Annotated in this window: 32 protein-coding genes and 1 other RNA gene; 32 read left to right on the forward strand and 1 reads right to left on the reverse strand. The window is 57.9% G+C overall.

From position 1 onward, the window contains the following. Nucleotides 1-200: 200 nt before the first annotated feature. The 31 genes from FAA86_RS18685 (at nt 201) to FAA86_RS18820 (ending at nt 19,757) form a co-directional block, all read left to right on the forward strand. Nucleotides 201-386, forward strand: a complete 186-nt coding sequence (locus FAA86_RS18685; RefSeq protein WP_136542626.1) for a hypothetical protein — start codon at nt 201-203, stop codon at nt 384-386. A 167-nt stretch (nt 387-553) separates the two neighbouring features. Continuing rightward, nucleotides 554-742, forward strand: a complete 189-nt coding sequence (locus FAA86_RS18690) for a hypothetical protein (RefSeq protein ID WP_136542627.1) — start codon at nt 554-556, stop codon at nt 740-742. Between the two features lie 85 nt (nt 743-827). After that, nucleotides 828-1,457 (forward strand): hypothetical protein, encoded by a 630-nt coding sequence (locus FAA86_RS18695; protein ID WP_136542628.1) that lies wholly within the window; start codon nt 828-830, stop codon nt 1,455-1,457. Between the two features lie 589 nt (nt 1,458-2,046). Beyond that, nucleotides 2,047-3,669, forward strand: a complete 1,623-nt coding sequence (locus tag FAA86_RS18700; RefSeq protein ID WP_136542629.1) for a DUF4055 domain-containing protein — start codon at nt 2,047-2,049, stop codon at nt 3,667-3,669. Nucleotides 3,670-3,843: 174 nt separating this feature from the next. Then, on the forward strand, nt 3,844-3,969 hold the full coding sequence (locus FAA86_RS25125) for a hypothetical protein (protein ID WP_281281756.1): 126 nt from the start codon (nt 3,844-3,846) through the stop codon (nt 3,967-3,969). A gap of 102 nt (nt 3,970-4,071) precedes the next feature. Further along, a complete protein-coding gene (locus tag FAA86_RS24660) occupies nt 4,072-4,221 on the forward strand; it encodes a hypothetical protein (protein WP_167495035.1) in 150 nt (49 codons plus the stop codon). 9 nt (nt 4,222-4,230) lie between these two features. After that, nucleotides 4,231-5,379: an ATP-dependent DNA ligase gene (locus FAA86_RS18705; protein ID WP_136542630.1), complete on the forward strand. Its 1,149-nt coding sequence runs from the start codon at nt 4,231-4,233 to the stop codon at nt 5,377-5,379. Next, entirely contained in the window at nt 5,379-5,573 is a 195-nt protein-coding gene (locus tag FAA86_RS18710; protein ID WP_136542631.1) for a hypothetical protein, read from the forward strand. The genes FAA86_RS18705 and FAA86_RS18710 overlap by 1 nt, the downstream gene beginning before the upstream one ends. A 15-nt stretch (nt 5,574-5,588) precedes the next feature. After that, nucleotides 5,589-6,221, forward strand: coding sequence for a 3'-5' exoribonuclease domain-containing protein (locus tag FAA86_RS18715; RefSeq protein WP_136542632.1), 633 nt, complete (start codon nt 5,589-5,591; stop codon nt 6,219-6,221). 11 nt (nt 6,222-6,232) lie between these two features. After that, nucleotides 6,233-6,520 carry a hypothetical protein gene (locus tag FAA86_RS18720; protein ID WP_136542633.1) on the forward strand — a complete coding sequence of 96 codons (288 nt, stop codon included), beginning with the start codon at nt 6,233-6,235 and terminating at the stop codon, nt 6,518-6,520. Nucleotides 6,521-6,595: 75 nt separating this feature from the next. Beyond that, nucleotides 6,596-6,874 carry a hypothetical protein gene (locus tag FAA86_RS18725; RefSeq protein WP_136542634.1) on the forward strand — a complete coding sequence of 93 codons (279 nt, stop codon included), beginning with the start codon at nt 6,596-6,598 and terminating at the stop codon, nt 6,872-6,874. After that, nucleotides 6,871-7,149, forward strand: coding sequence for a hypothetical protein (locus FAA86_RS18730; protein ID WP_136542635.1), 279 nt, complete (start codon nt 6,871-6,873; stop codon nt 7,147-7,149). Before FAA86_RS18725 ends, FAA86_RS18730 begins: the two co-directional genes overlap by 4 nt. Continuing rightward, entirely contained in the window at nt 7,127-7,510 is a 384-nt protein-coding gene (locus FAA86_RS18735) for a hypothetical protein (protein ID WP_136542636.1), read from the forward strand. Before FAA86_RS18730 ends, FAA86_RS18735 begins: the two co-directional genes overlap by 23 nt. Nucleotides 7,511-7,578: 68 nt before the next feature. Further along, nucleotides 7,579-7,946: a transfer-messenger RNA gene (gene ssrA, locus FAA86_RS18740) on the forward strand. A 790-nt stretch (nt 7,947-8,736) separates the two neighbouring features. Next, on the forward strand, nt 8,737-9,519 hold the full coding sequence (locus tag FAA86_RS18745) for a hypothetical protein (protein WP_136542637.1): 783 nt from the start codon (nt 8,737-8,739) through the stop codon (nt 9,517-9,519). A 141-nt stretch (nt 9,520-9,660) separates the two neighbouring features. After that, complete coding sequence (locus FAA86_RS18750; RefSeq protein ID WP_136542638.1) at nt 9,661-10,590, forward strand: major capsid protein; 930 nt, start codon at nt 9,661-9,663, stop codon at nt 10,588-10,590. A gap of 63 nt (nt 10,591-10,653) precedes the next feature. Further along, nucleotides 10,654-11,094, forward strand: a complete 441-nt coding sequence (locus FAA86_RS18755) for a hypothetical protein (protein ID WP_136542639.1) — start codon at nt 10,654-10,656, stop codon at nt 11,092-11,094. Nucleotides 11,095-11,169: 75 nt separating this feature from the next. Further along, nucleotides 11,170-11,679 carry a hypothetical protein gene (locus FAA86_RS18760; protein ID WP_136542640.1) on the forward strand — a complete coding sequence of 170 codons (510 nt, stop codon included), beginning with the start codon at nt 11,170-11,172 and terminating at the stop codon, nt 11,677-11,679. Nucleotides 11,680-11,691: 12 nt separating this feature from the next. Then, nucleotides 11,692-12,153: a hypothetical protein gene (locus FAA86_RS18765; RefSeq protein ID WP_136542641.1), complete on the forward strand. Its 462-nt coding sequence runs from the start codon at nt 11,692-11,694 to the stop codon at nt 12,151-12,153. Between the two features lie 10 nt (nt 12,154-12,163). Then, entirely contained in the window at nt 12,164-12,340 is a 177-nt protein-coding gene (locus FAA86_RS24665; protein ID WP_167495036.1) for a hypothetical protein, read from the forward strand. A 2-nt stretch (nt 12,341-12,342) separates the two neighbouring features. After that, nucleotides 12,343-13,038 carry a hypothetical protein gene (locus tag FAA86_RS18770; protein ID WP_136542642.1) on the forward strand — a complete coding sequence of 232 codons (696 nt, stop codon included), beginning with the start codon at nt 12,343-12,345 and terminating at the stop codon, nt 13,036-13,038. A gap of 158 nt (nt 13,039-13,196) precedes the next feature. Beyond that, nucleotides 13,197-13,613, forward strand: coding sequence for a hypothetical protein (locus tag FAA86_RS18775; RefSeq protein ID WP_136542643.1), 417 nt, complete (start codon nt 13,197-13,199; stop codon nt 13,611-13,613). Between the two features lie 194 nt (nt 13,614-13,807). Then, nucleotides 13,808-13,993 (forward strand): hypothetical protein, encoded by a 186-nt coding sequence (locus tag FAA86_RS18780; RefSeq protein WP_136542644.1) that lies wholly within the window; start codon nt 13,808-13,810, stop codon nt 13,991-13,993. Further along, entirely contained in the window at nt 13,968-14,300 is a 333-nt protein-coding gene (locus FAA86_RS18785) for a hypothetical protein (protein WP_136542645.1), read from the forward strand. The genes FAA86_RS18780 and FAA86_RS18785 overlap by 26 nt, the downstream gene beginning before the upstream one ends. A gap of 350 nt (nt 14,301-14,650) precedes the next feature. Further along, nucleotides 14,651-15,430 carry a PhoH family protein gene (locus FAA86_RS18790; RefSeq protein WP_246035128.1) on the forward strand — a complete coding sequence of 260 codons (780 nt, stop codon included), beginning with the start codon at nt 14,651-14,653 and terminating at the stop codon, nt 15,428-15,430. Between the two features lie 61 nt (nt 15,431-15,491). Beyond that, complete coding sequence (locus FAA86_RS18795) at nt 15,492-16,010, forward strand: DnaT-like ssDNA-binding protein (protein WP_136542647.1); 519 nt, start codon at nt 15,492-15,494, stop codon at nt 16,008-16,010. Then, nucleotides 16,010-16,384, forward strand: a complete 375-nt coding sequence (locus FAA86_RS18800) for a hypothetical protein (RefSeq protein WP_136542648.1) — start codon at nt 16,010-16,012, stop codon at nt 16,382-16,384. The genes FAA86_RS18795 and FAA86_RS18800 overlap by 1 nt, the downstream gene beginning before the upstream one ends. Beyond that, nucleotides 16,381-16,866: a hypothetical protein gene (locus FAA86_RS18805; RefSeq protein WP_136542649.1), complete on the forward strand. Its 486-nt coding sequence runs from the start codon at nt 16,381-16,383 to the stop codon at nt 16,864-16,866. The genes FAA86_RS18800 and FAA86_RS18805 overlap by 4 nt, the downstream gene beginning before the upstream one ends. Next, nucleotides 16,863-17,285 carry a phage tail terminator-like protein gene (locus FAA86_RS18810; protein WP_136542650.1) on the forward strand — a complete coding sequence of 141 codons (423 nt, stop codon included), beginning with the start codon at nt 16,863-16,865 and terminating at the stop codon, nt 17,283-17,285. Before FAA86_RS18805 ends, FAA86_RS18810 begins: the two co-directional genes overlap by 4 nt. Nucleotides 17,286-17,421: 136 nt before the next feature. After that, nucleotides 17,422-19,224 carry a phage tail tube protein gene (locus FAA86_RS18815; RefSeq protein WP_136542651.1) on the forward strand — a complete coding sequence of 601 codons (1,803 nt, stop codon included), beginning with the start codon at nt 17,422-17,424 and terminating at the stop codon, nt 19,222-19,224. Between the two features lie 119 nt (nt 19,225-19,343). Then, the gene (locus tag FAA86_RS18820) at nt 19,344-19,757 is read left to right on the forward strand and encodes a hypothetical protein (protein ID WP_136542652.1); all 414 of its coding nucleotides are present in this window, start codon (nt 19,344-19,346) and stop codon (nt 19,755-19,757) included. Here FAA86_RS18820 and FAA86_RS18825 read toward each other — a convergent pair. Continuing rightward, complete coding sequence (locus FAA86_RS18825; protein ID WP_136542653.1) at nt 19,754-20,155, reverse strand: hypothetical protein; 402 nt, start codon at nt 20,153-20,155, stop codon at nt 19,754-19,756. The two genes, FAA86_RS18820 and FAA86_RS18825, sit on opposite strands and share 4 nt — an antisense overlap. Here FAA86_RS18825 and FAA86_RS18830 point away from each other — a divergent pair. Continuing rightward, nucleotides 20,141-25,351 carry a tape measure protein gene (locus FAA86_RS18830; RefSeq protein WP_136542654.1) on the forward strand — a complete coding sequence of 1,737 codons (5,211 nt, stop codon included), beginning with the start codon at nt 20,141-20,143 and terminating at the stop codon, nt 25,349-25,351. The two genes, FAA86_RS18825 and FAA86_RS18830, sit on opposite strands and share 15 nt — an antisense overlap. Nucleotides 25,352-25,358 lie beyond the last annotated feature (7 nt).

Below are 25,358 nucleotides of genomic sequence, written 5' to 3' on the forward strand. Positions count from 1 at the left end.
CCTAACACTTAGCAAGTGGGAGATCGTGTCCGGGGATTTAGGGGCCACTACAAATCGTCCTTCCTAAGGCTGGTAACAATGGCGAAAATCTCGCCGCCGCTCATGCCTACATCCGGCAATCCCTGTGCCACCATTTTGGCGGCTTCACTGCCCTTGACTCGTTTGGTGGCTGGATCGATCCGGAGACGGGAGTCGAGTATATGGAAGCGGGTTTGACCTATCAGACCGGCATGGAAGACACGGCGGAGAATGCCGCCACGTTGCGCCGTATAGCCACGCAAGCGGGCATTATGGCCGGTCAACTTGCAATGGCGGTCACGCTTGCCAATCGCGCTTTTGAAGTCATCACCATTGCAGAGGAGGAGTCGCGCAATGCTCAAGCCTAAAAAGATCGAACGTCAAAACGCCCGTAAGAACAAGGAAAAACAGCGGCGATTCTTCACGGGAATCAAGCGCTAAAATCATGCGCGGCGGAGTCAGAAAATCTGACTCTGCCGTTTGACTCCTTATCCAATATGCTCTATATAGATCATATTGGATAAGGAGTCACCCAATGGTCAAGGTCATGTTTCAAGATGCTAACGGCAACGCGCCTTTCGCTGCAGCGTTCTGCTCTATCCGCGAGTCGCGTGGTGTCATGCAAGAGACACTCGCCAATCTCAAGGCGCAAGGCGTTGCAATCGTGGCCGCAGATAGCCAGCGCATTGTCACAGCGACGGGCGCCAAATATTGGCTTGCCTAGTCAGAAAATCTTACATTAGGCGTTGACACTAGCGCCTAATATGCATTATATAGATCATATTGAAACGGCAAATGGAGTCGCCGCAATGTCCTACTTCCACATTGATTGCATTGATATCGCAAACGCTGCGCGTGTTGACATCGACGTGTTTAAGAATGTCGGTTCTCTGGTGCTGGCCTCGATCCGGCAACCCTTTATCGTCATGCCGCTGCAGATGGCTGACATCTGGGCAAACGGACGGGAAAGCCGTTTCCTGTTTGGCCACAAGCGGGCTGGCTATGATTTCATCCAGCAGCATGCAAAGCGCCTGCAGCAGGCAGCAGTCCGCGCCTATGAGTGCGACGATTTGGACTCGTATATCCTGACCTTGCTGGAATGCCCTAACCTGGGAATCGTCAAGGCCTCTTTCTTCGCTCAGATGACAATCGCAACAGGTGCTTGCCTTGACATGCACAATCTCCAGCGCCTGGGCCTATCAGATACCGCCTTCCGTTTCCCTAAGGGTTTGAAGCTGGACTCGGTTCATAAGAGAATCCGCACCTATAACACGGTGTGGCGTAATGAGGGCGATTCCGCCTATTGGTGGAATTCATGGTGCGACCATGTCGCCGGTCAACAGCTTGCCAAGCGCGATCAATGGAAGGCTGATTTTAACAATGGTGCTGCAGTGTCGCGCTTGCATCGCCTTGCCCTGGGAGAGACGCCGTCTGTTTGAAATTGGTAGACTCATTGTTCTAGCTGGACTCGTTTGGATCGTCTTTAAAGCGGTCGCTAATATGTGAAGGGAAGGCGGATTAACCGCCTTCTTTCCCAATCTGGGAACGGGTCGAAATTGAATAAAATTTTACCGAGGGACCCAAAGGGGACCGTACCCCTGGGGGCCTGTCGAGGCGGGTGTAGCTGTCACGGATAGCTAGAGCATTTTCCGGCTTTTCATATTGACCGGGGACCCGGAGGCCCACCTGCCTTCTTCATCTCGATCCCTATGACACCCCACCCGGTATATGCATCGGGGGACCCAGAGACACTCCCCACGTCACATATCCGAGACACTCAACGCCCCCACGTAATTTTTACGATACACTCAGGGGACCCATCGACCGTCCCGTCATCCTATCGTCCTGTTATCCCGGCATCCTGTTAAGATGTCTTATGCGACATATCTGGCGCTAAATATGCTTTAAACGACATCATTTGGGGGACCCAAGCCGTCCTCCTGGTGAGCCGTTGGGTCAGTTATTTTGACATACTGGGCATGATGTGTCAGAATATGCGGACATTTTAGCCCAAGCAAGGATAAGACCGTGGCAACGAGAAGCGGCAAGAAGGAAATCAGCCTCAAGAACATCATGTCCAGCTATCCGACCTGGGCGCATCCTTCTGTCCATTATCACTCGGTGGACTGGGAGACGCTGCGTGACACCTTCCAGGGTGAGCGCCAGGTCAAGGACAAGGGTGAGGTGTATCTTCCGCAGCCATCCGGCCTGGATGATAGCGAGTACGCCCTCTACCTGGACAATGCCACCTACTACAACATGACGAACCGCACGGTCGGCGCCCTGGTGGGCACGATCTTCCGTCGCAACCCCGTCATCTCGAACCTCCCCAAGAAGCTCCAGAAGAGGGTACGCAAGATCACGAAGGACAATCAGTCCCTTCGTTCATTCACGCGCCGCGCCGCCAAGGAAGTGATCCACATGGGGCGCTATGGTGTCCTGGTCGACATGCCCGAGAGCGGTGGGAACCCATACCTGACCGGCTACGTCACCGAGGCGATCCTGGACTGGTCTTTTGAGATGGTCGGCGACCGCGAGGTGCTCACCGAGGTCATGCTGATGGAGGCGTATCTGCGTGGGCATGAGGCGGGATCGACCAGTGGTCAGCGTTCCTACTCGATCCGCATCCGTGCGCTGCGCCTGGTCAATGGTATCTACCAGCAGCACGTCTATGATGCCCTCTCGAACCAGACCTTCCCGGATGTGACGCGCAACCCGGATCGTGTGATCACGCCGACCAATCGTGGTGTCGCACTCGACTACATCCCCTTCATCATCTTCGGTACCGAGTCCAACTCGCCGGACATCGAGCGCTCTTCCATGCTCGACATCGCCCAGATGAACATCTCCCACTTCCGCTCCTACGCTCACCTTGAGCATGGTCGCTTCTACACGGGCCTGCCCGTCTATTACGTCTCGAAGGGGCAGGGCGAGGGCAAGGGCGAATACACCATCGGCGCCAGTGTCGTCTGGGAAGTCGGCCCCGGTGAGAGCGCAGGCATCATCGAGTTCAACGGGAATGGCCTGAAGTTCCTGGAGAATGCGATCTCCACCAAGGAGCAGCACATCTCGACCCTGGGCGGTCGTCTGATCGGTACCGGCAGCTCGTCTGGCGCGTCCGAGTCCGACAACCAGGCCAACATGAAGGACCGCAATGAGCAGGCGCTTCTGCTAAATGTCTCGATGGCCCTGGATGAAGGCTTCACGCAGGTCATGCAGTGGTGGGCAAGCTGGCAAGACGTCAAGAATTCCGACGCCGAGGAGATTAGCATCGAGTTCAACAAGGACTTCATGCTGAAGGACGCCGCCGCCCGCGAGTTCCGTGCGATCCAGCAGATGTACAATGATGGCATCCTGCCGATTGAGGTCGTCTACGACTACCTGAAGAAGGCAGAGGTCATTCCGGACTGGCTTGAGCTGGAAGAGTTCAGAAAGCTCCTCGAGTCCAAGAACAGCTTCCCGAACAATCCGGATGCAGAGGCCAATTCTCGCGGCTTCCCGGATCGCAAGACGGAGCTGGAGCTGGAAGAAGCGGACAAGGACCGCAAGAGCCAGGAAACCATCGCCGAGAGCCAGGCAGCGGTCGCGCTGAAGGCAGCTCGCAACCAGCCGGAGCAGCCGCCCGCCAAGAAGCCGGTTGGTGCAGCGTGATCATGAAAATCTGGGGGAGGGTGGTGACGGCCTGGATCGTCCTCTCCCTCCTCCTCGCAATCCCCTCGATCCCATACATCACGGAAATCCTGGTCGGCTCACTGATCGTCGGATTCCTCACGCTGGTGGCGTCGATCTACCTATTTTTCAACCACGTGAACGTGAGAACCCGAAATGCTCGCTCTGAAACTCATCATCGCCCAGGTTAAGCGCAACGAACTGCAGCACTTCTGCATGGCGTTTCCTGAATTCGTGCGCCTTTACGGCTTTTTCCCCTTTCCGAACGGCGCTCGCCTGTAAGAGACAGAATTTCTGACATTTGCTGTTGACTTCTCTGTCATCAGGTGATTAATTCTGCCCAACAGGTTAGAAAATCTGTCAGGTAGGGAAATGGAGCAAGGCATGAGCGAGAATCCTTTCCAGTTCGATCCAGGCATCACGAAGACCGACAAGGTTCTCGCTGTCTGCATCATGCTGGCGGGCATTGCCATGTTCTGGGTAGCGACCGAGCTGCTGGAGACGTTCCTCTTCTCGATCCTGGCGCAGCTGTAGGAGTCGCCAGTGACCATTCATCAAACCCTTTACGCCCGTGACACCTCGGGCAACGTACGCGTCTGGAAACTGGAGAGCGAGGGTCCCGCATACCGTTCGCTCTCCGGTCTGATCGACGGCAAGCTTGCAGAGTCCGGCTGGACCACCTGCTCGCCGAAGAACGTGGGCAAGAAGAACGAGACGACCGCCGAGGCTCAGTGCCTGAAAGAAGTCGAAGCCGAATACACGAAGAAGGCCAAGCAAGGCTACTTCGAAGACGTCGCTGACATCGACAACTGCCAGACGCTCTTCCCTATGCTCGCCTTCAAATACACCGACCTGAAGAAGGGTTTGGACTGGTCAACCGGCGACGGCTTCTATGCTCAGCGCAAGTTCGACGGCATTCGCAACCTGGCACGTGCCCAGGGCAACTTCTCACGCACTGGTGAGCCGACGCTGACCTTCCCGGCGATCCATGAGGTGATGCAGGAGATCACTTCCTACTTCCCGCAGCTCTCGCTCGACGGCGAGCTGTACAATCACGCCCTCGCCGACGATCTGCCGAAGATCAACAGCCTGGTGCGCAAGAAGAACCCTTCTGAAGCGGATATCGCCGCCGCCAACAAGCTCCAGTATCACGTCTACGACGTCTTCGATGAGCAGCGTCCGGACCTGACCTATCATGAGCGCCTGAACCTCCTTGAGGAGCTGTTCAACGACTTCGCGCTGATGGACCATCCATCGTTCGTCTTCGTGGACACCGAATACGTCGACAACCAGGCCGACCTGGACGCGCTCTATACCAAGTGGCGCAAGGAAGGCTACGAGGGGCAGATCATCCGCTCGCCGCTCGGTATGTATCAGCCCGACAAGCGCCCGAAGGACCTCATCAAGCGCAAGGAATACATCGATGAGGAATTCGTCGTTGCGGACATCCTTGAGGGCAACGGCAACTGGGCAGGTGCCGCCAAGGCAGTCGTCTACCACCATCCGACGCGCCCCGGCGACACGTTCGAGACCGGCCTGAAGGGCACCTACGAAGACAACGTCAAGGTCCTCCAGGAGAAGGCGAAGTACATCGGTGGTGACGGCACTGTTGCCTACTTCAAGTTCTCTCCGAAGGGCGTCCCGGTCCAGGGCGTGACCAAGCTCCTCCATGGCGGCAAGCGAGCCGCCTGATGACGATCACCCTCGGAACGTGGGCGATCCCCGCGTTTCTGACCGGGTTCTGTTTCGCCTGCGCCTACTTCGGACTGCCACACAAGCCGGGACGTAAGATCGATCCCGTCTTCCTGATCTTCCAGCTGTTCGTGATGTTCGTCCCCGCGAGCGTCATGTCCTCCACCGCCTGGCTCGCCTGGGCATACAACTAGACCAAGGATCAAAGCATGTTTCCTCCCCATCTCATCGAAGACGGCAAGCAGCCTCCGTTTCAGTTTCCGGTTCTGAAGTTCGGGCGCTCGCGCTTCCCAAAGGTGATGTTCGCCGTGACGCTCGACACCCTTGCGCTCAGCTCGTTCGCCGCTGTCGCTGCGATCACCGTCACCGCCTTCAACCTGGAGGGCGTGATCGACACCCGCACGATCCTGCTCGACTACGATCAGCAGCAGCGCGACTTCGGGCGCGAGATCAACGCACAGACGCTCCGCTTCTGGCTCGAAGATGCATCTGCCAGCCGCCGCTTCATCTTGACCGAGCAGATCGGGAATCGCTTGATTGCTGATGACGCAATTTCTGTCCTCGCGGACTTTATCGCTGACCACAAGTCTCGCGCCAAGGAAACGCGCACCGTGGTCTGGACCAAGGGCATCAAGCTCGAAGCCAGCATCCTGGAACAGCTCGCCGCTGACTACGACACCGACCTGGGCATCACCTACCAGGACTGGGCCGATCTGCGGACCCTTGCGCTTCTGACCGGCGTCACCATCGGTCGCTTCGATGGCACGGACGGCGCCCCTCTCACCGCACCTGAACAAGCACTGAAGGTCATCGAAGGCCTCCAGAAGCTCAACCTCGACTGAAGGAGACCATCATGCCCCGCATCACTCGTAACAGCGCCTTCAGAGCGCTCTCCGTTTGCGCCCTCGCCGTTGTCGGCGCAGGCCTGCTCACCAGCTGCGGTGTCAACCCGCGCAATGCCACCTCAGCGCTCGAAGCCCAGGGCCTGAAGGACGTGAAGATCGGCAGCTACTCGTTCTTCGGCTGCGGGCGTGACGATACCTTCGCGTCCAACTTCTCCGCCATCGGCGCCAACGGCAAGCCGGTCACCGGTACCGTCTGCCAGGGTCTCTTCAAGGGCACCACGGTTCGGTTCGACTGACAGTGGTCGAAGTCCTCATCGTTCTCATCCTCGCAGTGGCCCTGGTGGGCTGCTGCATCTACTTCGGAGGCTCCAATGGCGAAATTTCGTAAGCTCCCCGTCGAGATCGAGGCCGTCCGTTGGGATGGCGACAGACTCGATGAGGTTACTCCCTGGATCAGGGAAGCAATCGCAAAAGCGCCGGTATCCGGTACTGCTGGCTGGCTCTTGCGCGTCAACGACGACGTTCACATCGGGACCCTTGAGGGAACCATGGTCGCTTCACCCGGCGACTACATCATCCGGGGCGTGAAGGGTGAGGTGTATCCCTGCAAGCCCGACATCTTCGCTCAAACCTATGAGGCCGTGACATGATCCCATCCAACTTCCGCCAAGCCAACCTGGTCCTCAAGGCCCCACCAGGCGAGGGAGAGAACGTCGTGGACCTGCCAGTCTTCCTCAATCGCGACGAAGGCACCGTCAGCTCGCTCTGGATGCCAACCGACGAGGAGCGCGAGATCATCGCCAAGGGCGGCGGCGTCATGGTCACGATCTGGGGCCATACCCATCCACCCGTCATGGTCGGCGCCGCCGAGCTGGTCTATGGTGAGCATTATGAGGCGACTGATGAAGCACCTCTCTCATCCTGACCTGCCGGAAGACTCACCCTTCTCCCATCCCAACCCCTTCCAGGATTGGATAATCAGGAAGTCGGAAGAACCGGTCCCCTATGACATCGTGATCCTGTGCAAGGACGGGCAGGCGGGGTACACACGGCTCTATGTCGAGCATAAAGCAGAGTTCGCCGTCACATCGCAGCCCACTGGGCACGTGTTCTTTCGTCTCAAGGACGGACGCTTCGCGGTGATTACGGCAGACCCGACCAACCTGGATGAGATTTGGCCCTGCCTCGACATCTGGAACTGGTGGGACGAAGGCATCCCAGATTTGGACACGATCCGGGAAAAGAGTGAGCTGAAGGAGAAAATATCGGCAGCAAAGTTTCATTAATTTTCCGGTTGACAGAAAATCTGACTTAGGATAGATTAATGAACATCGGAAGACGGCGGGTTCTGTGGTTCCTTATGTTACCGCCGTCTTCCCAACCGAAATTCGAATTGGCGTATATCGGAATAGCCAAACATGTTCTGGACGCGGGGGCGGTACCCGCCGCCTCCACCATGATCATCTGGGATGGTTCGAGGCCATCAAGGCCCTGATTGAGGGCACAGCACCTGGGCACAGGTGATCATGATGGGGGCGAATTAGGATCGACAGGCATTGGGAAGTGAAGACGCGCCACGGTAAGGAACGACCGACACATCTGTCCAAGACTCGTAACTGCAAAGTACGAAGCCAGCAACGACAACGTTGCATTTGAGGACATCCGCGTAGCGGCTTAACCCTCTTGGGCGCACCTGGGCGCCTCGAAACAGAAGGTGGGACCTCCCACCACCAGGGATCATTTTTGACGTGGCCTCGGTGTCCCTGCGACTCCTCCCTCCCACCGAGGTCACTTCCAAGATGATCTGCCCTTATCGAGGGCGACCGCCTGATAGCGAGACGTCGAGAGCGAGACTCCATAGCTCCCGAAACACTCGAATAGGGGACTCCCGGTCGTCCGCGATAAGAGCAGACATGTCCTCTGCTCCAGGTGGAACCGGCGCCGGTCGACAGGTAATGGGAAAGCTGTGTAGGTGCGGGAGCGCGTAGGAGGTTGATCGCCTTCATAACACGTCGGGGTTCGATTCCCTGGGAGGGACCCCATTGAGCTGGTCAAAGGACGCCAGGGCAACGCAAGTCCTCAGTTTTCCGGAACCTCGATAAAACCGGACCAATTTCCCTGACCGGGGTGCCCTCTTCCCTGGTCTGAGAACCTGCCGAGGCCAACGGTTTTAAGGTTCTCCAGTGCCCGATCCTTCAAATGGCGGGCCAGCATTTCGCTGTAGTACGCCAAGGGTTCCGTGTTCCCTTGGTTCTCAAGCCCGCCCCGGTTCACTGCCTGGGGCGGGCTTTTTTCGCGTTCGCCGCATCTCCCGCGAGCCGCCCATCGGTCAGAAATAATGGCGCATGTCAACGCAGAAATGAGCCACTCCAAAATTTTCTTGCAAAAACGGTTAACCGATGTCAGAATATCTTGCATCAGAGTTAGAAATACAAACTCCACCGGCAGTTCCGGTGGGCAGATTGCTCGGAGAGCAGCTGTCTCAACAATTCACAACCTCGGTGAGGATCGAATGCCTGAAGTAACCTTTGACACCATTGACGCCATTCCGGAGGGCCTCCGCGAGGGCGCCAAGCAAGTCGACGGGAAAGTCGTCGTAAACGTCGTACTCAAAGCCAAGTTGGATGAGTTCCGCGACAACAACACCACGCTCTCCCAGGAGCGCGACACCCTGAAAGCCTCTGTGGCATCGCTGAGCAAGCTCGTTGGCGAAGACCCGGAAGCATTCCAGGCCGAGCTTGAACAGCTCCGCACCACGTCGCAGCAGGTGAAAGACGGCAAGCTCAAGGGCACCGATCAGATCGAGGCCGAAGTGACCAACCGCGTTTCTTCCATGAAGACCGACTTCGAACGTCGTCTCCAGGAAGCCAGCCGCGAGACGGTGACCTGGAAGGAAAAGGCATCCGCCGCCGACCAGAAGTTCCGCCGCTCCCTGATCGACCGTGCGGTCACGAATGCAGTTCTGGCGGAAGCCAGCGGTGCTCAGCCTCAGGCGCTTCCGGACATCCTGTCCCGCTCCTATGGCGTGTTCACCGTGGACGACAACGGTTCGCTCGTCGCGAAGGATGGTGAAGCAACCATCTACGGTGCGGACGGCGCCACTCCGATGACCCCGGCTGAATGGCTGGACAAGCTCAAGGAGCAGGCCCCGTACTTCTTCAAGACGTCGAACGGCGGCGGTGCCGGTGGCACGAACGCAAACGGTATCCCTGGTGGCATGTCCACCGAGGACTTCAACAAGCTCTCCGGAGCACAGCAGCTGGCGCTCGCTCGTAAGCAGCAGGGCCGCGCTTAAAAATTTAGGTCGCACCTTTCCCTTCAGTGGGCGAGGTGCGCCCTGAGAAGTCAGAATTTCTGACACAAGGACAGTCTTGCCGGGGGTGAGACAGAAAAACTGACCCGCGAGGGTCAAAGAGCTAACCAACAGGAGATAACAATGGCTCTTACTCTGCTCGAAGCCTCGAAGCTGAATCCTGGCGAAGTTCTGCGCAACTCCGTCATCAAGATGTTCGCCGAAAACTCGGACATCCTCGCCGCCATCCCGTTTGACGACATTCCGGGTGGTTCTCTGTCTTACAACGTCGAAGGCAAGCTGCCGTCCGTTGGTTTCCGTGGCTTCAACGAAGGCTACCAGGAATCGACCGGCATCATCAATCCGGCGACCGAAACGCTCCGCATCGCGGGCGGTGACATGGACGTCGACCTGGCGCTCATCAAGACCCGTGGCGAAGGCGTCCGCGCAACCCACGAAGCCATGAAGGTTAAGGCCTTCTCGCTCAAGATCGCCTCGAAGATCATCAACGGTGACTCCCAGGTCAACCCGCGTGAATTCGACGGTCTGCGTGTCCGTATCGTCGGCGACCAGCTCGTTCCTGCGAACCTCACGGCTCCGAACGCCAACAGCCCGCTGTCGCTGGAAGCTCTCGACGCTGCAATCGACAAGGTCGACGGTGCAACACACCTGATCATGTCGAAGGCAATGCGCCGCAAGCTCACCGCTGCCGCACGTGCTGGCGTGGGTGGAGACATCACCTACACGGTAGATGACTTCGGTCGTCGCGTGACGATGTACAACGATCTGCCGATCCTCATCGCGGACTACGACGATGAAGGCCAGGAGATCATGCCGTTCAACGAAGCCGGTCCTGCCGGTGGTGACGACTGCGGCTCGATCTATGTCGTCAACCTCAGTGACGGTTATCTGACCGGCATCCAGAACGGCGTCATGGACGTTCGCGACCTGGGTGAAGTCGATGACAAGCCGGTCCTGCGTACCCGTGTCGACTGGCTCGTCTCGCTGTGCGTCATGCACGGTCGCGCCGCTGCTCGCGTCTGGGGCATCACCAACGCAACGCCGACCGCCTAATGGGCAGGGGCTTCGGCCCCTTCCTCTTTCGGTCCTCGCAAACTGTTCGCAAAGGAAAAGAACATGTCCATCAAGGTTTCTGCAGTGCGTTACCCAATCGACGCCGCAAACATCGTCCGTGCTGAAAGCGCTGGCGCTGTCACCGCCGCCACGGTTACGGAATCCCGTGCCCTTGGCAAGCTTGCCGCCTACTGGAATGCCGACGAACTGGCTATGCCGGAATACGTCGCGCTCGTCATCTTCGTCACGGCGAAGGAAACGGTTGATGGCGACGAGAAGTATGCTGCTTCCGTCGAAGTCGCAGCCGACGAGGCGTTCACTACCGCTACTACTGTCGTATCTGTGCCGGACCTCAAGCTCGGTCAGAATGTCATTGCCGTAGCGCGTGATCAGGTGCTCGCAGCCGACGCTGACGCCACACACATCCGCCTCGCGGTTACCCCTTCCGGCACCACGCCGAGCATCGACTTCTGGGCGCAGCTCTCGCCGCTCGTCGGTCGCTAACCCAAGCATCCTGGTGAGGGCGGGCTTAGTCCCGCCCTTTCTCTGTAAGCCTACACCTACCGCGAAGGAGCGAACATGAGCATCAACATCACACGCAATCGTTTCGCCTTCGACAAGGCCTTGGAAGTGAGGCCAGCAGGCCTGACCAACGACGAGTACAGGGTAGCGGTCGACAAAGTGATCCCGCTCGCGCAGCTCGACCCGTACTGGGAGAAGGGAACCAGCGGCACTAATGGTTTTCCGCAGGGATTTGCAGCGGTCGTGATCATTGAGCCACTCACAAAATATTGGCGCGACAATCCGTATTATCAGAACCCTTTCGAATACTCTTACTTCAACGTCGAGCTTAAAACGAGAGGCTCTGGCCTAAGCATCGTCAGCACAGAACTTCTGCGGGAAGGCCTGAATGCGCTCGGTATCACGAGAGGAAACATCCTGCGAGGCATCGAAGAGCTGAAGTATAGCGGAGACAAGCTCGAAGATTTGGCCCTCACGATCAGGGTCAGCCTCAATTCAAGCTACGACGAAGAGGGTGTTGAACACCTGATCAAACACTCGTCTTACTTCGCTCCGCTTGGCAGATAAAAGGAAACCAACATGCCATCTCCAGCAGGACGTATCCCTTATCAACTCGACCAGGTCCTCATGCTCCGGGAACCCGGATTGCCTCCCACAACCGGGGATGCGATGTCGACTATCTTCAGTCTGGATGAAATCGACAGTTACTGGACGGGCAAGGGCCTTATTGTCCCCCAGCAATTTACGGTCGTCACAGTGGTTCCTGGTTATCCAACATTGCCCGCCCACATCTGGCCCCAGGTTCAGGCGGATGTTGTCGGGCCATCCGAAGACTACGACAAGCCTCTGTTCTATTCTACTATGGGTTTCAGGAAGTCTGGAATGCAGGAGAACCTCATTCTCCGAGAACAGCTCTTCGCTTCGGGGCTGAAGTCGCTGGCGGTACGCTTTTACAGCAGGGCCTATAACTCGCAGACTTTCCAACCAACGAGCCTTCCAGTCGACTGGTACAGCTTCATCGCCCCGGCGCTTACACGATAAGGAGACGCTTATGCAGCTCACCAAAATCTGGGACCCTGGTAATCAGGTCTTCGAAGTCCCAAACAACAAGGTCGCTGGATTGGTGAAGAAGGGATGGACCCTGTCGCCCTCGAAGAAGACGGAAACGCCTCCGGTTCGCCTGGCTCTGAGTCGCAAGCAGCGCCGCCTTGCCAGGACGTCCGACTGAAAATGCTCCAGCCCTCCGCCTACCTGCAACGCCTCATCGCCCGCTGGTTCGTGGGCGAGAACTTCCCCGGCTGTCCCTCCCTGAAGGTGGGGCTGTCGCTGGCGAACCCATACGCAATCAGCGTCGAGCCGAAGGACCGAGGGTACGTCCGACAGGACCTCGATCTCGGCGTCACCTTCGGGTCGACCAGCATCTACACCAGCAACTCCAACTCGATCCAGTTCGGACCCGCGCAAGATACCCAGCTTGCCGCCGCAGGTTTCCTGACCATCTTCGACCAGGACGACAACATCCTCTTTCACGGACCGCTCCGCGATAAGTTTTCTGATGGGTCGTTCACGTTCGAGCCTGGCGAGATCACCCTTCGCATCGACGGCGCCTTTGGGCACTCCCTGGGTCCGGCGATCTTCGCCTGGCTGAAAGGACAAGCGCCTATGCCTTCGGCCCCGTCTGGGCTTAGCATTGAGGTGCAGGGTGCGTTGCATCCGATCACCCTCGAAGGTCCGGTCGCGGGCGATGGCTGTCTATTCCTCCGACTGAAGGACGATGTCCAGCTCGATGCCATGTCTGGCGAGGCCGTGGATGTCGCCATCATCGATCCGGAAGGAAGGACACTCTATACCGGCGAGTTTGCTACACCCCTCCAGGGTGCCACGGTGACCGTCTCAGCCGAGACCTTCCGCCTGATGATCCACTAACCCACCGCCAAGAGTGGGATGAGGCGCTAAGCGCCCAACTACCGGCCCGCTCGATGGAGCGGTGCCGGGTTTCCTTGAGCCAAGCAGTCAGAAAATTTGACTTTGATAGAAAATCTGACTAAGCTTTTTGATATTTCCAACTCTCTGCAGGAGAAAACATGACAAGCCCCAAGAAGGTCACGATCTACGATCTGGAGAACAAGCCACATCGCATGACCCCGTTGAACGCACGTGACATGCAGCAGCACAACGGCTGGACATTTACGCCGGTCGACCGAGCAGCCCTGGCAAAGGCAGAAGCCGCCGAGGCGGCTGACTACGAACAGGAAGGCGTTACCGTCGATATCGGCAACATCGAAAAAGAGCTGAACGGTAAGACGAAGGCGGAGATGATTGCGCTTGCGGCTGAACGATTCAACGTCCGCATCAATGGGCGCAAGTCCGAAAGCGAAGTCATCAAGGCGATCATCGACGCAGCGAAGGCCGCGTCTGCTGATGAGGCTGACACCGCCGCTGATGGTCAGGAAGGCAATCAGGATGGTGCTGGTGATGATGAAGGCGACGGCGAAGAATAATCGCCAACCATCCACCTCGATGATGAAGCCCTGGTCCAGTGCCGGGGCTTTTTCTTTTGAGCCGCTCCATAAAACGATGGCAGAAATTCTGACATTGGGTTATCATGAGTGGCATGAAGGTAGTGGAACACGATCACGAAAAATCACATTGAGATAGGGTCGTACCCACACCTTCTACGAGACACAGGTGGCATATGTACTTCAAGGTCTATGATCCGAAAGGCGAGATGTTCGAAGTTCCCGCAGGTCGACTGCAGGAGCTGATCGTCTCGCTCGGCTGGACCTTCTGGCACCCCTCGGAGAAGAAAGTCGTATTCAAGGACCAGGGCGCAAAGACCCACGAGGACGAGAGCCATGAGCAATCCCACCACGCTGTCTGAGCAGCAGATGAAGCAGATCGCAACTGAAGCAGCCAAGGAAGCCGTCACGGAGACGTTCCTCCTTCTGGGGATCGATGTGACGAGTCCGCTGGAAGTTCAGCGGGACATGGCAGCTTTGCGCGTCCTTTCCAGCCGAAGCGACGACCCTGAGGTTGGTCGTGACATGACCTATCTGCGCGAGCTGCGCCTGACGTCCGAGTCGATCAAATCCAAGACGCTTCTGTCGTTCGTGGGCATCCTGGTCGCCGGTCTGGTGTCTGCAATCGTCGTTGGTGCGAAGTCCATTTTCTCTGGAGACGGTGGTTAGATTTTCTAACCTCCTTCAACTTGAAAAACCCCTAAAAACTGACTGGTATTCGAAAAGTTCCCATCCGCAGACGAAAAAAGTGCAGAAAACGTCCGCAAATTCTAACACAGCGCTTGAATTTCTTTCCTTTGAGCGTACAAAGGACATCGTTAATGACCAACGTAGGAGTTGCCGAATGTCCAAACATGCACGATTGATCCGTGTAGCCCACGAGCTGAAGGAGGTTTCCGAACAAGACCTAACCAAGACCTCCCGAGCGCATATGCGCAAGCTTCTCACTGAGGCCGATAGTTTGCTGACGAGCCTCGGAGGGACCACCTGATCCCAGCTCAAAGGAGACCACGTTGAACGTGCATTCTCAAATCTTCGAAGCCGACCGTCCAGCCAGCAATGAACTGGACAAGTTTCTCACCCGCCGCGAGCGCAAGCAGCTTCGCAAAAAGGGAGGCCGGAACCCAGCGCCACGGATGGACATCAAGGAAGGATACAAGCCCCTCGTCGCAATGACGCCCACCCAGGCGGATTACATCGACAGCTTGACCAATGCCTCCCAGGTTTTCGCCATCGGCCCTGCCGGTACGGGTAAGACCTACATCCCAGCCCGCATCGCAGCTCGTATGCTCAAGCAAAAGCAGATCGAGAAGATTTACATCGCACGTCCGACAGTTTCCGCAAAACGTCACCAGCAGGGTTTCCTACCCGGCAAGCTGGAACAGAAGTTGGCGCCCTGGGTGGTGCCAATCTTCGACGCCATCAAGGATGAGGTGAACCCGAAGACGCTGGAAGATTGGCAGAAGAATGGGCAGATCGAGATCGTCTCTTTTGAACACCTTCGCGGTCGGACCCTTCGTGATTGCTTCGTCATTCTCGATGAGGCTCAGCTCTGCACCTACGCAGACCTGAAGCTCTTCCTGACCCGTAAGGGTGAAAGCTCGACCTACGTCATCACAGGCGACCTGGATCAGACGGAAGACGAGGTCATCCCTGACAGCGGCCTTGGAATCGTGGTCGACATGATCGAGCGGTTCGACCTGTCTCCCGACCTGATTGAGTTTGACGAGTCCGAAGTCGTTCGCTCGGCAGACGCTAAGGAATGGGTAACGGCCTTTAAACGTGCGAGCCAGGGATAGAATTTTTGACATCTGAGGCGTTCTATGTCAAAATAAGCGCCTCAGATTAAAGGATCGATCCATGGCATTCGAATTCATCCTGGAGACCGGGGAGATTGTCCCCGGCGCCAACTCATATGCAAGCGTCGAGGAAGCTGATGACTACCTCGCCGCCAATATCCATGCTGATGAGTCCTGGTCGGCCCTGCCGGAAGAGAGCAAGCAAAAGCTCCTGGTCTGGTCCACGCGCTACATCGACCAACGCGCCCGCTGGAACGGCAAACCTGTCTCTGCCACCCAGCCCCTGCGCCATCCCCGCCACGGCTTGAAGAATGCCGATGGTATCGAAATCCCTTGGAACATCATTGCTCCGCAGCTGAAGGCCGCGACCATCGAGATGGCTCGCTACCTGGTCGACACTGACCGGTCGGCGGATCGCCCGCAGGACGGACTGAAGAGCCTGAAGGTTGACGTGATCGAGCTGGAATTCCGCGAGGGATATTCGCTTCCTTCCGTACCGCAGGAGATCAACAATATGCTCGCCGGTCTCGGCTCGCTGATCTCCGGCCCTGGTGGTCACGCCAAGATTCGGAGAGCCTGATGTTCAAAAAGCTGATTAGAGACATGGTCGACGTTGCTTTCGATGTGACCGGTGATCTCAAAGAGATCGTCACCTATCGTCAGTTTGTGGAAGCAGGATACGACACCGCCACATCGACCCCGATCAACATCACCAACGACGTCTTGAATGTGAAGGCGATCTTCGCTCGCTTTTCGGAAGACGAGAGGGATGACGAAGTCATGGTACTGAAGGACTGGAAGGTCCTCGTCCCGGCGTCGGCGCTCGAATCGATCACCCTCGGTGATGCCGTCGAAGACACGATCATCGACAGCAAGGGCAAGGAGTGGAATGTGCGCCGATACATGGGCATCGTCTCCGGCGCCATGCACACTTTTCATGTGAGGGCAGCATGATCGAGATCGGCGGTCTCGACAAATTCCTGTCCGGACTGGCTCGGGCAAAGCTCGTCCCAGACGAACTGATCCGAATGAAGCTCAACTATGCGCTTCCGTTCGTGCATCAGGAGGTTACGTCGAAGACCCCGGTGTGGTCAGGTGCTGCGCTCCGAAACTGGGTCTGGTCTACCGGTCAACCTTACAGCGGTCCCGCGCTCGGCCCGTTGGGAAGCATGGCGCCTGGACCGACGAACTCGATGCCGCTGGGGACAGAACCGAGACGACCTATCAACCAGGCTGCTGCAGACGCGTCTTTTGGGCAAATCAGCACTCGCAATCCGTATCAGCAGTTCTGGCTCGCCAACAACGATCCTGACATTGTCGACCTCGAATACGGAAAACTTCCAACACCCGCACGATCAAGAAACCCACGAGGTATGGTTCGTGTAACCGTACAAAACCTCATCCTCGCGCTTGAAGGAGGCGCAAAGAAGAAATGAGTGAATCTTCAATGCGCTCTGCTATCGAAAGCCGCCTCTCTGGGTATCTGAGCACCCAGCAGCCACCGGTCAGTCTCTTCTTCGAGAACACCAAAGGCACGAAGCCTGAGAAGGCACCCTATGTGGAATTCACGATCCTGGAAGGCAACTCCCGCCGCGCCAACCTGGGTGGTAGTCGCACGGTGCGCCATGTCGGCGTTCTCCAGATCGATGTCATGTGGCCTAAGGACACTGGCATGGGAGGCGTCGAGCGCCTGGCCTCCAAGTGCGGCAGCTGGTTTGACGAATGGTCAGTCAAGCTGGACGACGATGCCAGCCTGAACTTCAAGACGCCGCGTCAGACAACACTGGGCATCGCAGGCGAGTTTCAAAGGATTGCTGTCAGCATCCCTTACTGGCGGGACGAAAAATCCAAGTGAGCCACCGGACAAAATCTTTGACGTAAGTGGGATTTCGGGATAGAATTTCTGACATTGGGTTATTTACCCTATCGTCTTTCATCCTGAAGTCAATTGGCGGGGTCGGTTCTTCAGGCAATCACATCGGAGAAGAACCGTGACATTTGCTGATTCCAACCGCGCCTCCATCCGCTACATCGCTGAAAGCACAAGCGAGTGGGGCACCATCCCAGCGGACGGCAAGAGCCGTCAGCTTCGCTTTACCTCTTCGTCGCTCGCCGCGCAGAAGGAAACGACCGTTTCGGAAGAGCTTCGCGCTGACCGAATGGTGTCGTCTGTTCCTGAAGTTTCCGCCTCGTCTGAGGGTGAGATCAACTTCGAACTCTCAGCCGGTTCGCAGGACGACTTCCTCCAGGCCTTCGTTCTTGGTGCCTGGACGCGCCCGATGACCTTTGACTACTTCAAGGGTGTCGCCGTTTCCTGGGTCGCCAACAACCGCCTCCTGATCGCCGGTCAGGACGCTCGCGGTTATTTCGAAGTCGGTCGCCGCATCAAGGTCGAGGGCTTCGTCGCCAACGACGTCAACAACGGCTACTTCGAGATCGCAGCCCTCGCCATGTCCGGCGATGACACGCAGATCACCGTGACCACGACAACGTCGGTTCCGGAAGGTTCGTCCGCTGCCACCAAGGTGCTCGACGCCAACGACGTCATCGTCGCAAACAACAGCGGGCTGCGCCTCGGCACCGCCGACGCCTCGACCATCGACTCGAACGGCGCCAACGCATTTGCCTCGGCAATCGCAGCTGGTCAGCTCTCGGTCGGTCAGATGATCTTCCTCGACCTGCCGGTCAGCGAGATCACCTTCGACAGCTACACGGTCACCTTCGCCGCTGCCGCAACCGCTGGCGACAAGATCATCGTCAACGACGGCCTGAACGTCATCGACTTCACCGCAGGTCGTGAATACCAGGTTGGCGCCGACGAACTGGAATCCGCTGCTGCCTTCGCGCTCGCCGTGAACCAGAAGCGCGTTGCCGGTAACATCAACGCCAAGGCTGTTGCAGCTGCCGGTGTCGTGACCGTCTACATCTTGTCGAACCACGTCAACTCGGAAGCCTCCACAACCGGCGCAGGCATCACAGTTGGTGCCAAGGTTGCTGCGACTGCCGCCGACGCCCGTGGCTTCTACAAGCTGACCGGTGTCGCCGACGACGTTCTTACCGTGACGCCGCAGATTCCGACTGTAGCCGCGCCTGGCGTTGCCACGATCAAGGGTTCGATGCTCCGCAACCCTGGTGACGTTGAGGACATCACGCCTCAGTCGTTCGCCCTGGAGCAGTCGTTCAACGACGTCGACAAGCACTTCATCCAGAACGGCATGCGCGTCGGTTCCTTCTCGCTCGAAGTCGCCTCCGGCTCCATCGTGACCGGTGCCATGAACTTCATGGGTAAGGAAACCCAGACCGTCACCGCTTCTCGTCTCGGCAAGGCGCCTTACACGACGCTCGAATCCACCGCGACCGAAGTGATGAACGCGACGACCAACGTCGGCAACCTGACCAAGAATGGCGCGATCCTGTCGACCGCCGTCCAGTCGCTGTCGATTGAAGGTGACGCTTCGCTCCGTAACCAGAACGCGGTCGGCTCGAAGTTTGCTCGCGGTATCGGTACCGGTCGTTTCCAGCTGACGGGTGCGCTCACCGCGTACTTCGAAGACCTGACCATGTACAACCACTTCCTGAACCACGACACCATCTCGATTGGTTTCGACTTCAAGGACCAGGACTCGAACGTCTACTACTACACGATCCCGGCCCTGAAGATCACGTCCGACCCGATCACCCCTGGCGGTATCGACCAGGACGTTCTGGAAGAGATGGAATGGTCCGCTCTTCGCGATGCCGCCACCCGCTGCATGCTGCAGGTCGACCGCTTCAGCTCCGTTCTGCCAACCTAAGGAGACAGAAATTCTGACATCGCATGTCAAGTGCGCTGTCAACCCGACAAAGAAAACACCCCTTGGGAGCGAGTGATCGGGCGCTCGCTCCCGCCCTTACCCGAAAAGGACTGACTACCATGGCTCTGAAGACCAACCTCCACAAGAACTACGCCACCTCCTCGGACAAGGAAGAGAACGGCACCTGGCAGGAATTCGAAGGCGGCATCCGCCTGAAAATCCGTCGTCTGAATTCGCAGGCATCGCTCGACGCCCGCAAGGAAGCCGAGAAGCCCTACACGTCGCAGCTTCGCCAGAAGAACCCGCCGACCGACATCCTCGAAAAGGTTCTCATCACGCAGCTCGCCTTCGGCGTGATCGCTGATTGGGAAGGCATCGAAGGTGAAGAAGGTCCCATCCCTTACTCCGGCGAGACGGCATTTGAGCTTCTCTCCGACGAGTCGCTCAAGGACTTCCGTGGCGAAGTGCTCTCGTTCGCCCTGAACAAGGACGCCTTCCGCGCCGAGGACGTCAAGGAAGCCCTGGGAAACTAACTGAATTCCTGAAGCAACAGCTCAGGCCAGACGCCAAGAAGCTGGCCTTCCGCAAAAAGCTCCAGGAAGAAGGCAACGTCTCCCGCAAGTTCGCAGACGATGCCGATTCCGAAGCTGAACTGTTCCCAGACCTCACGTGGGTCTGGGACATTTTCACCCTTCTGAACAGGCAGCGTCAGGTCGGGTCTAACGGCCCTCAGCCAATCTCCCTGCAGGACATTCGCTCGATCTGCGAGCTGAAGAACATCACCCGCAGCGACGACATCGAACTCCTCCTCCTCTCGATCCCAGAACTCGACGCCATGGTGCTCAAGAAGCACTACGACGAGGTCGAAGCTCAGATGAAGAAGGCAAACAAGAAAAAGCAGCCTGCGAGAAAATAAATGTCTGAGACTCATAGCATTAATCTGAATATCAACGCCACTGGTGCTAAGCGCGGCGCCACGGAATACAAGGCCGCGATCAATCAGATCACTGCGGCTACTCAGGCATACAAGAAGGCGGTCGAATCCTTCGGTCGACCATCTGTAGACTTCTCGAAGATGGCGCGTGATCTCAATGCGCTATCCGGTGTCCGTTTCTCTGCCAGCACTGCCAAGAATATCCAGGACCTGGGCACTGCCCTCCGCAACTTCCGTGGTCCCTCGGCTTCTCAGCTGAAGGGGACACGTGACTTCCTGCGTGTCATTGCCTCTGCCTCGGTCAACCCATCTGTCGCCCGAAACATCGCTGCAGTCAGTGCAGCCTTCTCCACATTCCGAGGACCGACACGCAACAACGCGGCAGCTGTCCGTGAACTGTTCCGTGCGCTCAACAGCGCCCGTATGAACCCTGCGACAGCCGGTCAGCTGGCGGCGATCACAGCTTCACTTTCAGGCTTCCGTGGCCCTTCGGCGGCAGCAGTTCGCAATGTTGATGCGATGGTCACCGCCATCAATCGTCTGCGCACTCCGCCTGACATGGGTCGCCTCGTATCCGCCCTGAACCAGATCGCCCATGCTGCGCAGAATGCAAACACCCTTCTGACGCGCCTGTCTCAGAGCCATCGCGGCAACGTGACGGGCATGAGAAGCGCATCGAGCGCCACCCTCAGCCTCACCGGCAACATGCGAGGCCTGGAGAACGCAATGTCGCTCTCCTACCAGGCTGGATCGCAGCTGCGCGTTCTGCTGGGATCGTTGACGCTCGGTCAGTTCACACAGGGCGTCTACAATGCGACCCTGTCCGCTCAGCGCTTCGAGACCGCCATGGGCGTTGCATCGAAGACCGCGATTGAACAGCAGTCGTCTATGAATTTCGCTGCCGAAGCTGCCGACAAGTACGGCATGTCTCTGGTCGGCATCCGCGAAGAATACGGCAAGTTTTACACCTCCGCTCGTCTCGCCGGTCAGTCGGTCGAGAACACCCAGTTCGTCTTCGAATCCATGTCCGGCGCGATGCGCGTCATGGGCGTTGACGCCATGGGTCAGGCTCGTTCGTTCAAGGCTCTGACTCAGATGTTCTCGAAGGGTGCGGTAATGGCGGAAGAACTCCGCCAGCAGCTCGGCGAGCAGCTCCCTGCTGCATTCCCTCTGATGCAGGAAGCTCTGTCTGAGCACCTGGGTAAGAAGGTCGATCTGTCGAAGATGCTGGAGCTGGGTCAGGTTTCTGACGATGCTGTGGTTCTGCTCGCCAAGAAGATGGCGGAAGTCTTCGGTCCCCAGATCATCGCTGCGCTCGACCGCGCCGACACCAAGATTGGTCAGCTGCAGAACAGCTGGACCAAATTCCAGGAGCTGGTCGGTAAGAATGGGGTCATGGACGCCTTCGGCGACGTTGCCCGCGCTTTGACGGATGTCATGGAAAGCGCCGAATTCAAGGGGAACGCTGTCGCTATTTCACAGGCTCTTGGGGACACTATTCGTGCCTTGGGAGATGCCGCCATCTGGGCACTGAAGCATGTCAAGGAACTCGGGGCAGTAATGCTCGGCGTGATGTCATCTGGTTTGATCGCTGGCATCGCGAAGGGCATTTCCGTGTTCGGAATGCTGGGGTCGGTAGGGGGCATCGTCTCCGCCGCATTCGCAGCAATTCCAATGGCTGTTGGAGCTGCTGGTGGTGCTCTCGCATATTACTGGGACACGCTCGTCCAGGTTGGCGAAACTTCCGTCACCGTGGGGACAATGGCAACGCAGGCGTTCTATGATGTCCGTGATTGGATTCTGAATGCCTCCACAGCTGCGGACAGCTTCTCGCTTCAGGGAATTGTAGACGCGATCATCCTTGCTGATACAGCAACTGCTACCGGCTTCAACAATATGGCGCAGAACGGGGAAATGACTGCGGCCAAGTTCAAGCTGCTGTTCCAGAATGCTGGGTGGGTGGTATTGGCTGAGCTTAGCAAGATGCTGCTTAGTTTCGGCGTCTACTCTAACAAACTCATCGCTACAGCCGCTCGCAACATGGACTATTATACGTCCAAGTTGAACCCATTTAAGTCTGAAGATGAACGTCTTGCCGAATACAAGGCTAATCTGGAATCCGACATTGCCGCATTGAACCGGACCCTGGAATCAGGGTCGAAAGCTATCGATGAATGGTTCCAAGTTGACGAGCTATATAAGCAGTCTGGCGATATTCTAAAGCCGGTGTTGGAGGCCCACGCCGAACATTCAAAGCAACTGCAGGAGCTGCGAGACAAGGAGGCAGCTGCCCGCAAGGCTGAATTGGACCAGGCAGCTCGCGACCGTGAGCAGGCAAGACTCGACACGCTGAAGCTCACAGATACCTCCGATCTCAATCCCCTGCGTGGTGACATGACCGGGGATAAGAATGCGGTCACAAAGCGCGCAAAGGATGCTGAAAAGGCTGTCAAAGACTACCGTGCCGAGATCGATGCTCTGAATTCTCAGCTGCAGGCTGGGAAGATCACGCTCGACCAGTACAACGCCGGAATCGAATTCCAGACTCGCAAGATGCAGGAGGTCTCGGACCCCTACGCGGCGATGGTCCGTTCGATGAACGACGAGGTTGGCCTCCAGAATATGGCGTCCCGCGCACGTGAGATCGAGATCGCGCATCGTGAGAAGATCAACGAGCTGGCGGAAAAGGGCATTCACGTCACAGCCGAGCAGAGCGCCAAGCTGCGTGAATTGATCACGACCCAGCAGAAAATGAATGATCGCCCGCTGAAGGAATGGGTCGACGGTATCGAAGATATCGGCGTGGCGACCGACCGTGTTGCGGTCACCGCCATCGAAGGCCTGTCCGACAACATCGCCGAAATGGTGGTGACCGGCAAAGCAGACTTCGCATCACTCGCCCAGTCGATCCTGAAGGACTTCATCAAGGTTGGTCTCCAGTCGATGATGAAGGACACCTTCAGCAGCTGGTTTGGCGGTGCCAAGAGCGCGACCCAGGAACAGCTGTCGACCGCTCAAAAGAGCAAGGACCAGGCAAACGCTTGGAACCTCGGTCAGCAGGCTCAGAGCTGGGACCTGAAGGGCGGATTCGGCTTGAAGGGCGCCCCGCAGAACCAGCACTGGGAAATGAAGGGTGGCTTTGGTCTCGACGGTGCTCCACAGGCTACCAACGCCTTGGCTGCTTCTGTATCGACTGCAACCCCGCAGATCGATGCGATGGCAACTGGTGCCGTCAATGCGGCAAACGCTTTGAACAGCCTGGCGACCGCTGCTGGTGGCAAGCAGGTTCCGTTCATCAATCAGCCGATGCCAGCCAGCCAGAGCGCCGCAGCTGCCACGGCCTACGCTAGAACCGGTGTGGACCCGATGCAGGTCACGCAGTCTGCAGCTCGCATGGCGGCGACCCCCTACAACCTGTCCAGCAAGACGCTGTCACTGACGCCGCAGGAAATCACCGATCTGAAGAAGACGCTGATGACCGAAGTCGACGCCTCTCTGACTGGTCCGGCTTACGAGTCGCAGGCAGCAGGCGTTGTCGACACGATCCTGAACCGCAAGGTCTCCGGGAAGTGGGGCGATTCCGTCACCTCCGTCGTCAATGCCAAGTCGCAGTTCTCGGACATCAACGGCCCGGTCGCCTGGAAGAACGGTCGTCAGGGCGTTGAGTATCTGTCGGACAGCCTACTCGAGTCTGGTCGTGGCAAGCGCTCAAGCGAGTTTGTCGATCAGTACCTGGCAAAGCGAGCTGCAGGGCAGGCCTCGTCGGTCGGCGGCAACCTGCACTATGCGAACCCCGCTTACTCGGATGCTAAGAACCAGGAATGGATCAGCAAGCTCGACGGCCCGACCCTCGGCGCAGGCGACCGTCTGCACAAGCACGGCACGACGGCAGGCTTCAAGCCGGTCGACCCGAACTATGGGATCAAGCTGCCGGGTCAGCCGTCGACCAACGCCATGGACTTCGTCGGCAACTACAAGAACGGCGTCGACCAGCGACTGACCAACATCCTTGAGGATGCGTCGAAGAATTATGAGGCGCAGACTGGCTACAAGGTGGAAGCTTTCTCCGGCTTGCGTCCCGGCGACAAGCGCCTGCACGGTCAGGGACTGGCAACCGATGTCCGCATCATCGATCCGGCGACCGGCAAGGAATTCGGCAACTACCAGGACGAGTCGGGCTTCCGCACCTACGAGCAGTTTGCTCAGCAGGCGAAGATGTCCCAGGAGCGCCTGTATCCTGACATGGACCCTGAGGCTCTGCGTTGGGGTGGCTACTTCTCCGGCGACCGCAGCAAGTACGGGTCGCTCGACTCGATGCACTTCGACCTGGGCGGTGAGCGCGGACTGAAGATGGGTGGCGGCTCATGGGAGAACGGCTTGTCTGCGCAGCAGCGAGCATTCTATCCGAACGCGGTTTCCGTCGGGATGGGTCAGCAGCAGCAACAGCAGGTCGATCCGATGGTGACCAGCTCGATCCAGCAGGTCAATACGCAGCTGCAGACGCTCGGTACAACAGCCAGCCAGGCCTCGATGCAGACGCAGACGAAGATCGCTGCCGATCAGCAGGCGGGTATGGCGGTGCAGACTGCAGGTCAGCAGGCTCTGCAGGCAAGCCCCGGCTTCCAGCAGGCGGGTCAGTCCATCCAGTCGGCGAGCCAGCAGGCTCAGGCAGCCCAGCCTGGTTTCCAGCAGATGAGCCAGGGCCTTGGCGCTCTCATGGGTCCTCTGTCGTCGGTGATCCCAGGTCTGGGTCAGTTCGGTGGCGCGATCATGTCGCTCCTCGGCTCGCTCGGTTCGAGCGGCGGTATGGGCGGAGGCGGTCTCGGCGCTTTGTTTGGTCTCTTCGCCGAAGGTGGCCTGGCAACAGCGCCGGTCGCCATGGGTAAGATGCCTCACTTCGCCGAGGGTACGGCAAACACCGGCTCATATGGTCGCGGCGGCATCCCGTCCGTCCTTCACCCGAACGAAGCGGTCATCCCGCTTTCACGCGGTCGCAAGGTGCCGGTCGAGATGAACACTCGCGAAGAGAAGCAGCCGACTTCGGAATTCGCAGCAGCCCGCCAGGGTGGAGGCAACACCTTCAACCTGAACCTGACCGGACTGAAGAGCGCCGACGACTTCAAGCGCAACCAGCGCCAGATCAGTCAGCGCCTGGCACACGCCCAGGAGCGCACCCAGCGCCGCAACGCATAATCCTCCT

Source organism: Rhizobium rosettiformans W3, assembly GCF_004912135.1.
GTDB lineage: Bacteria > Pseudomonadota > Alphaproteobacteria > Rhizobiales > Rhizobiaceae > Allorhizobium > Allorhizobium rosettiformans.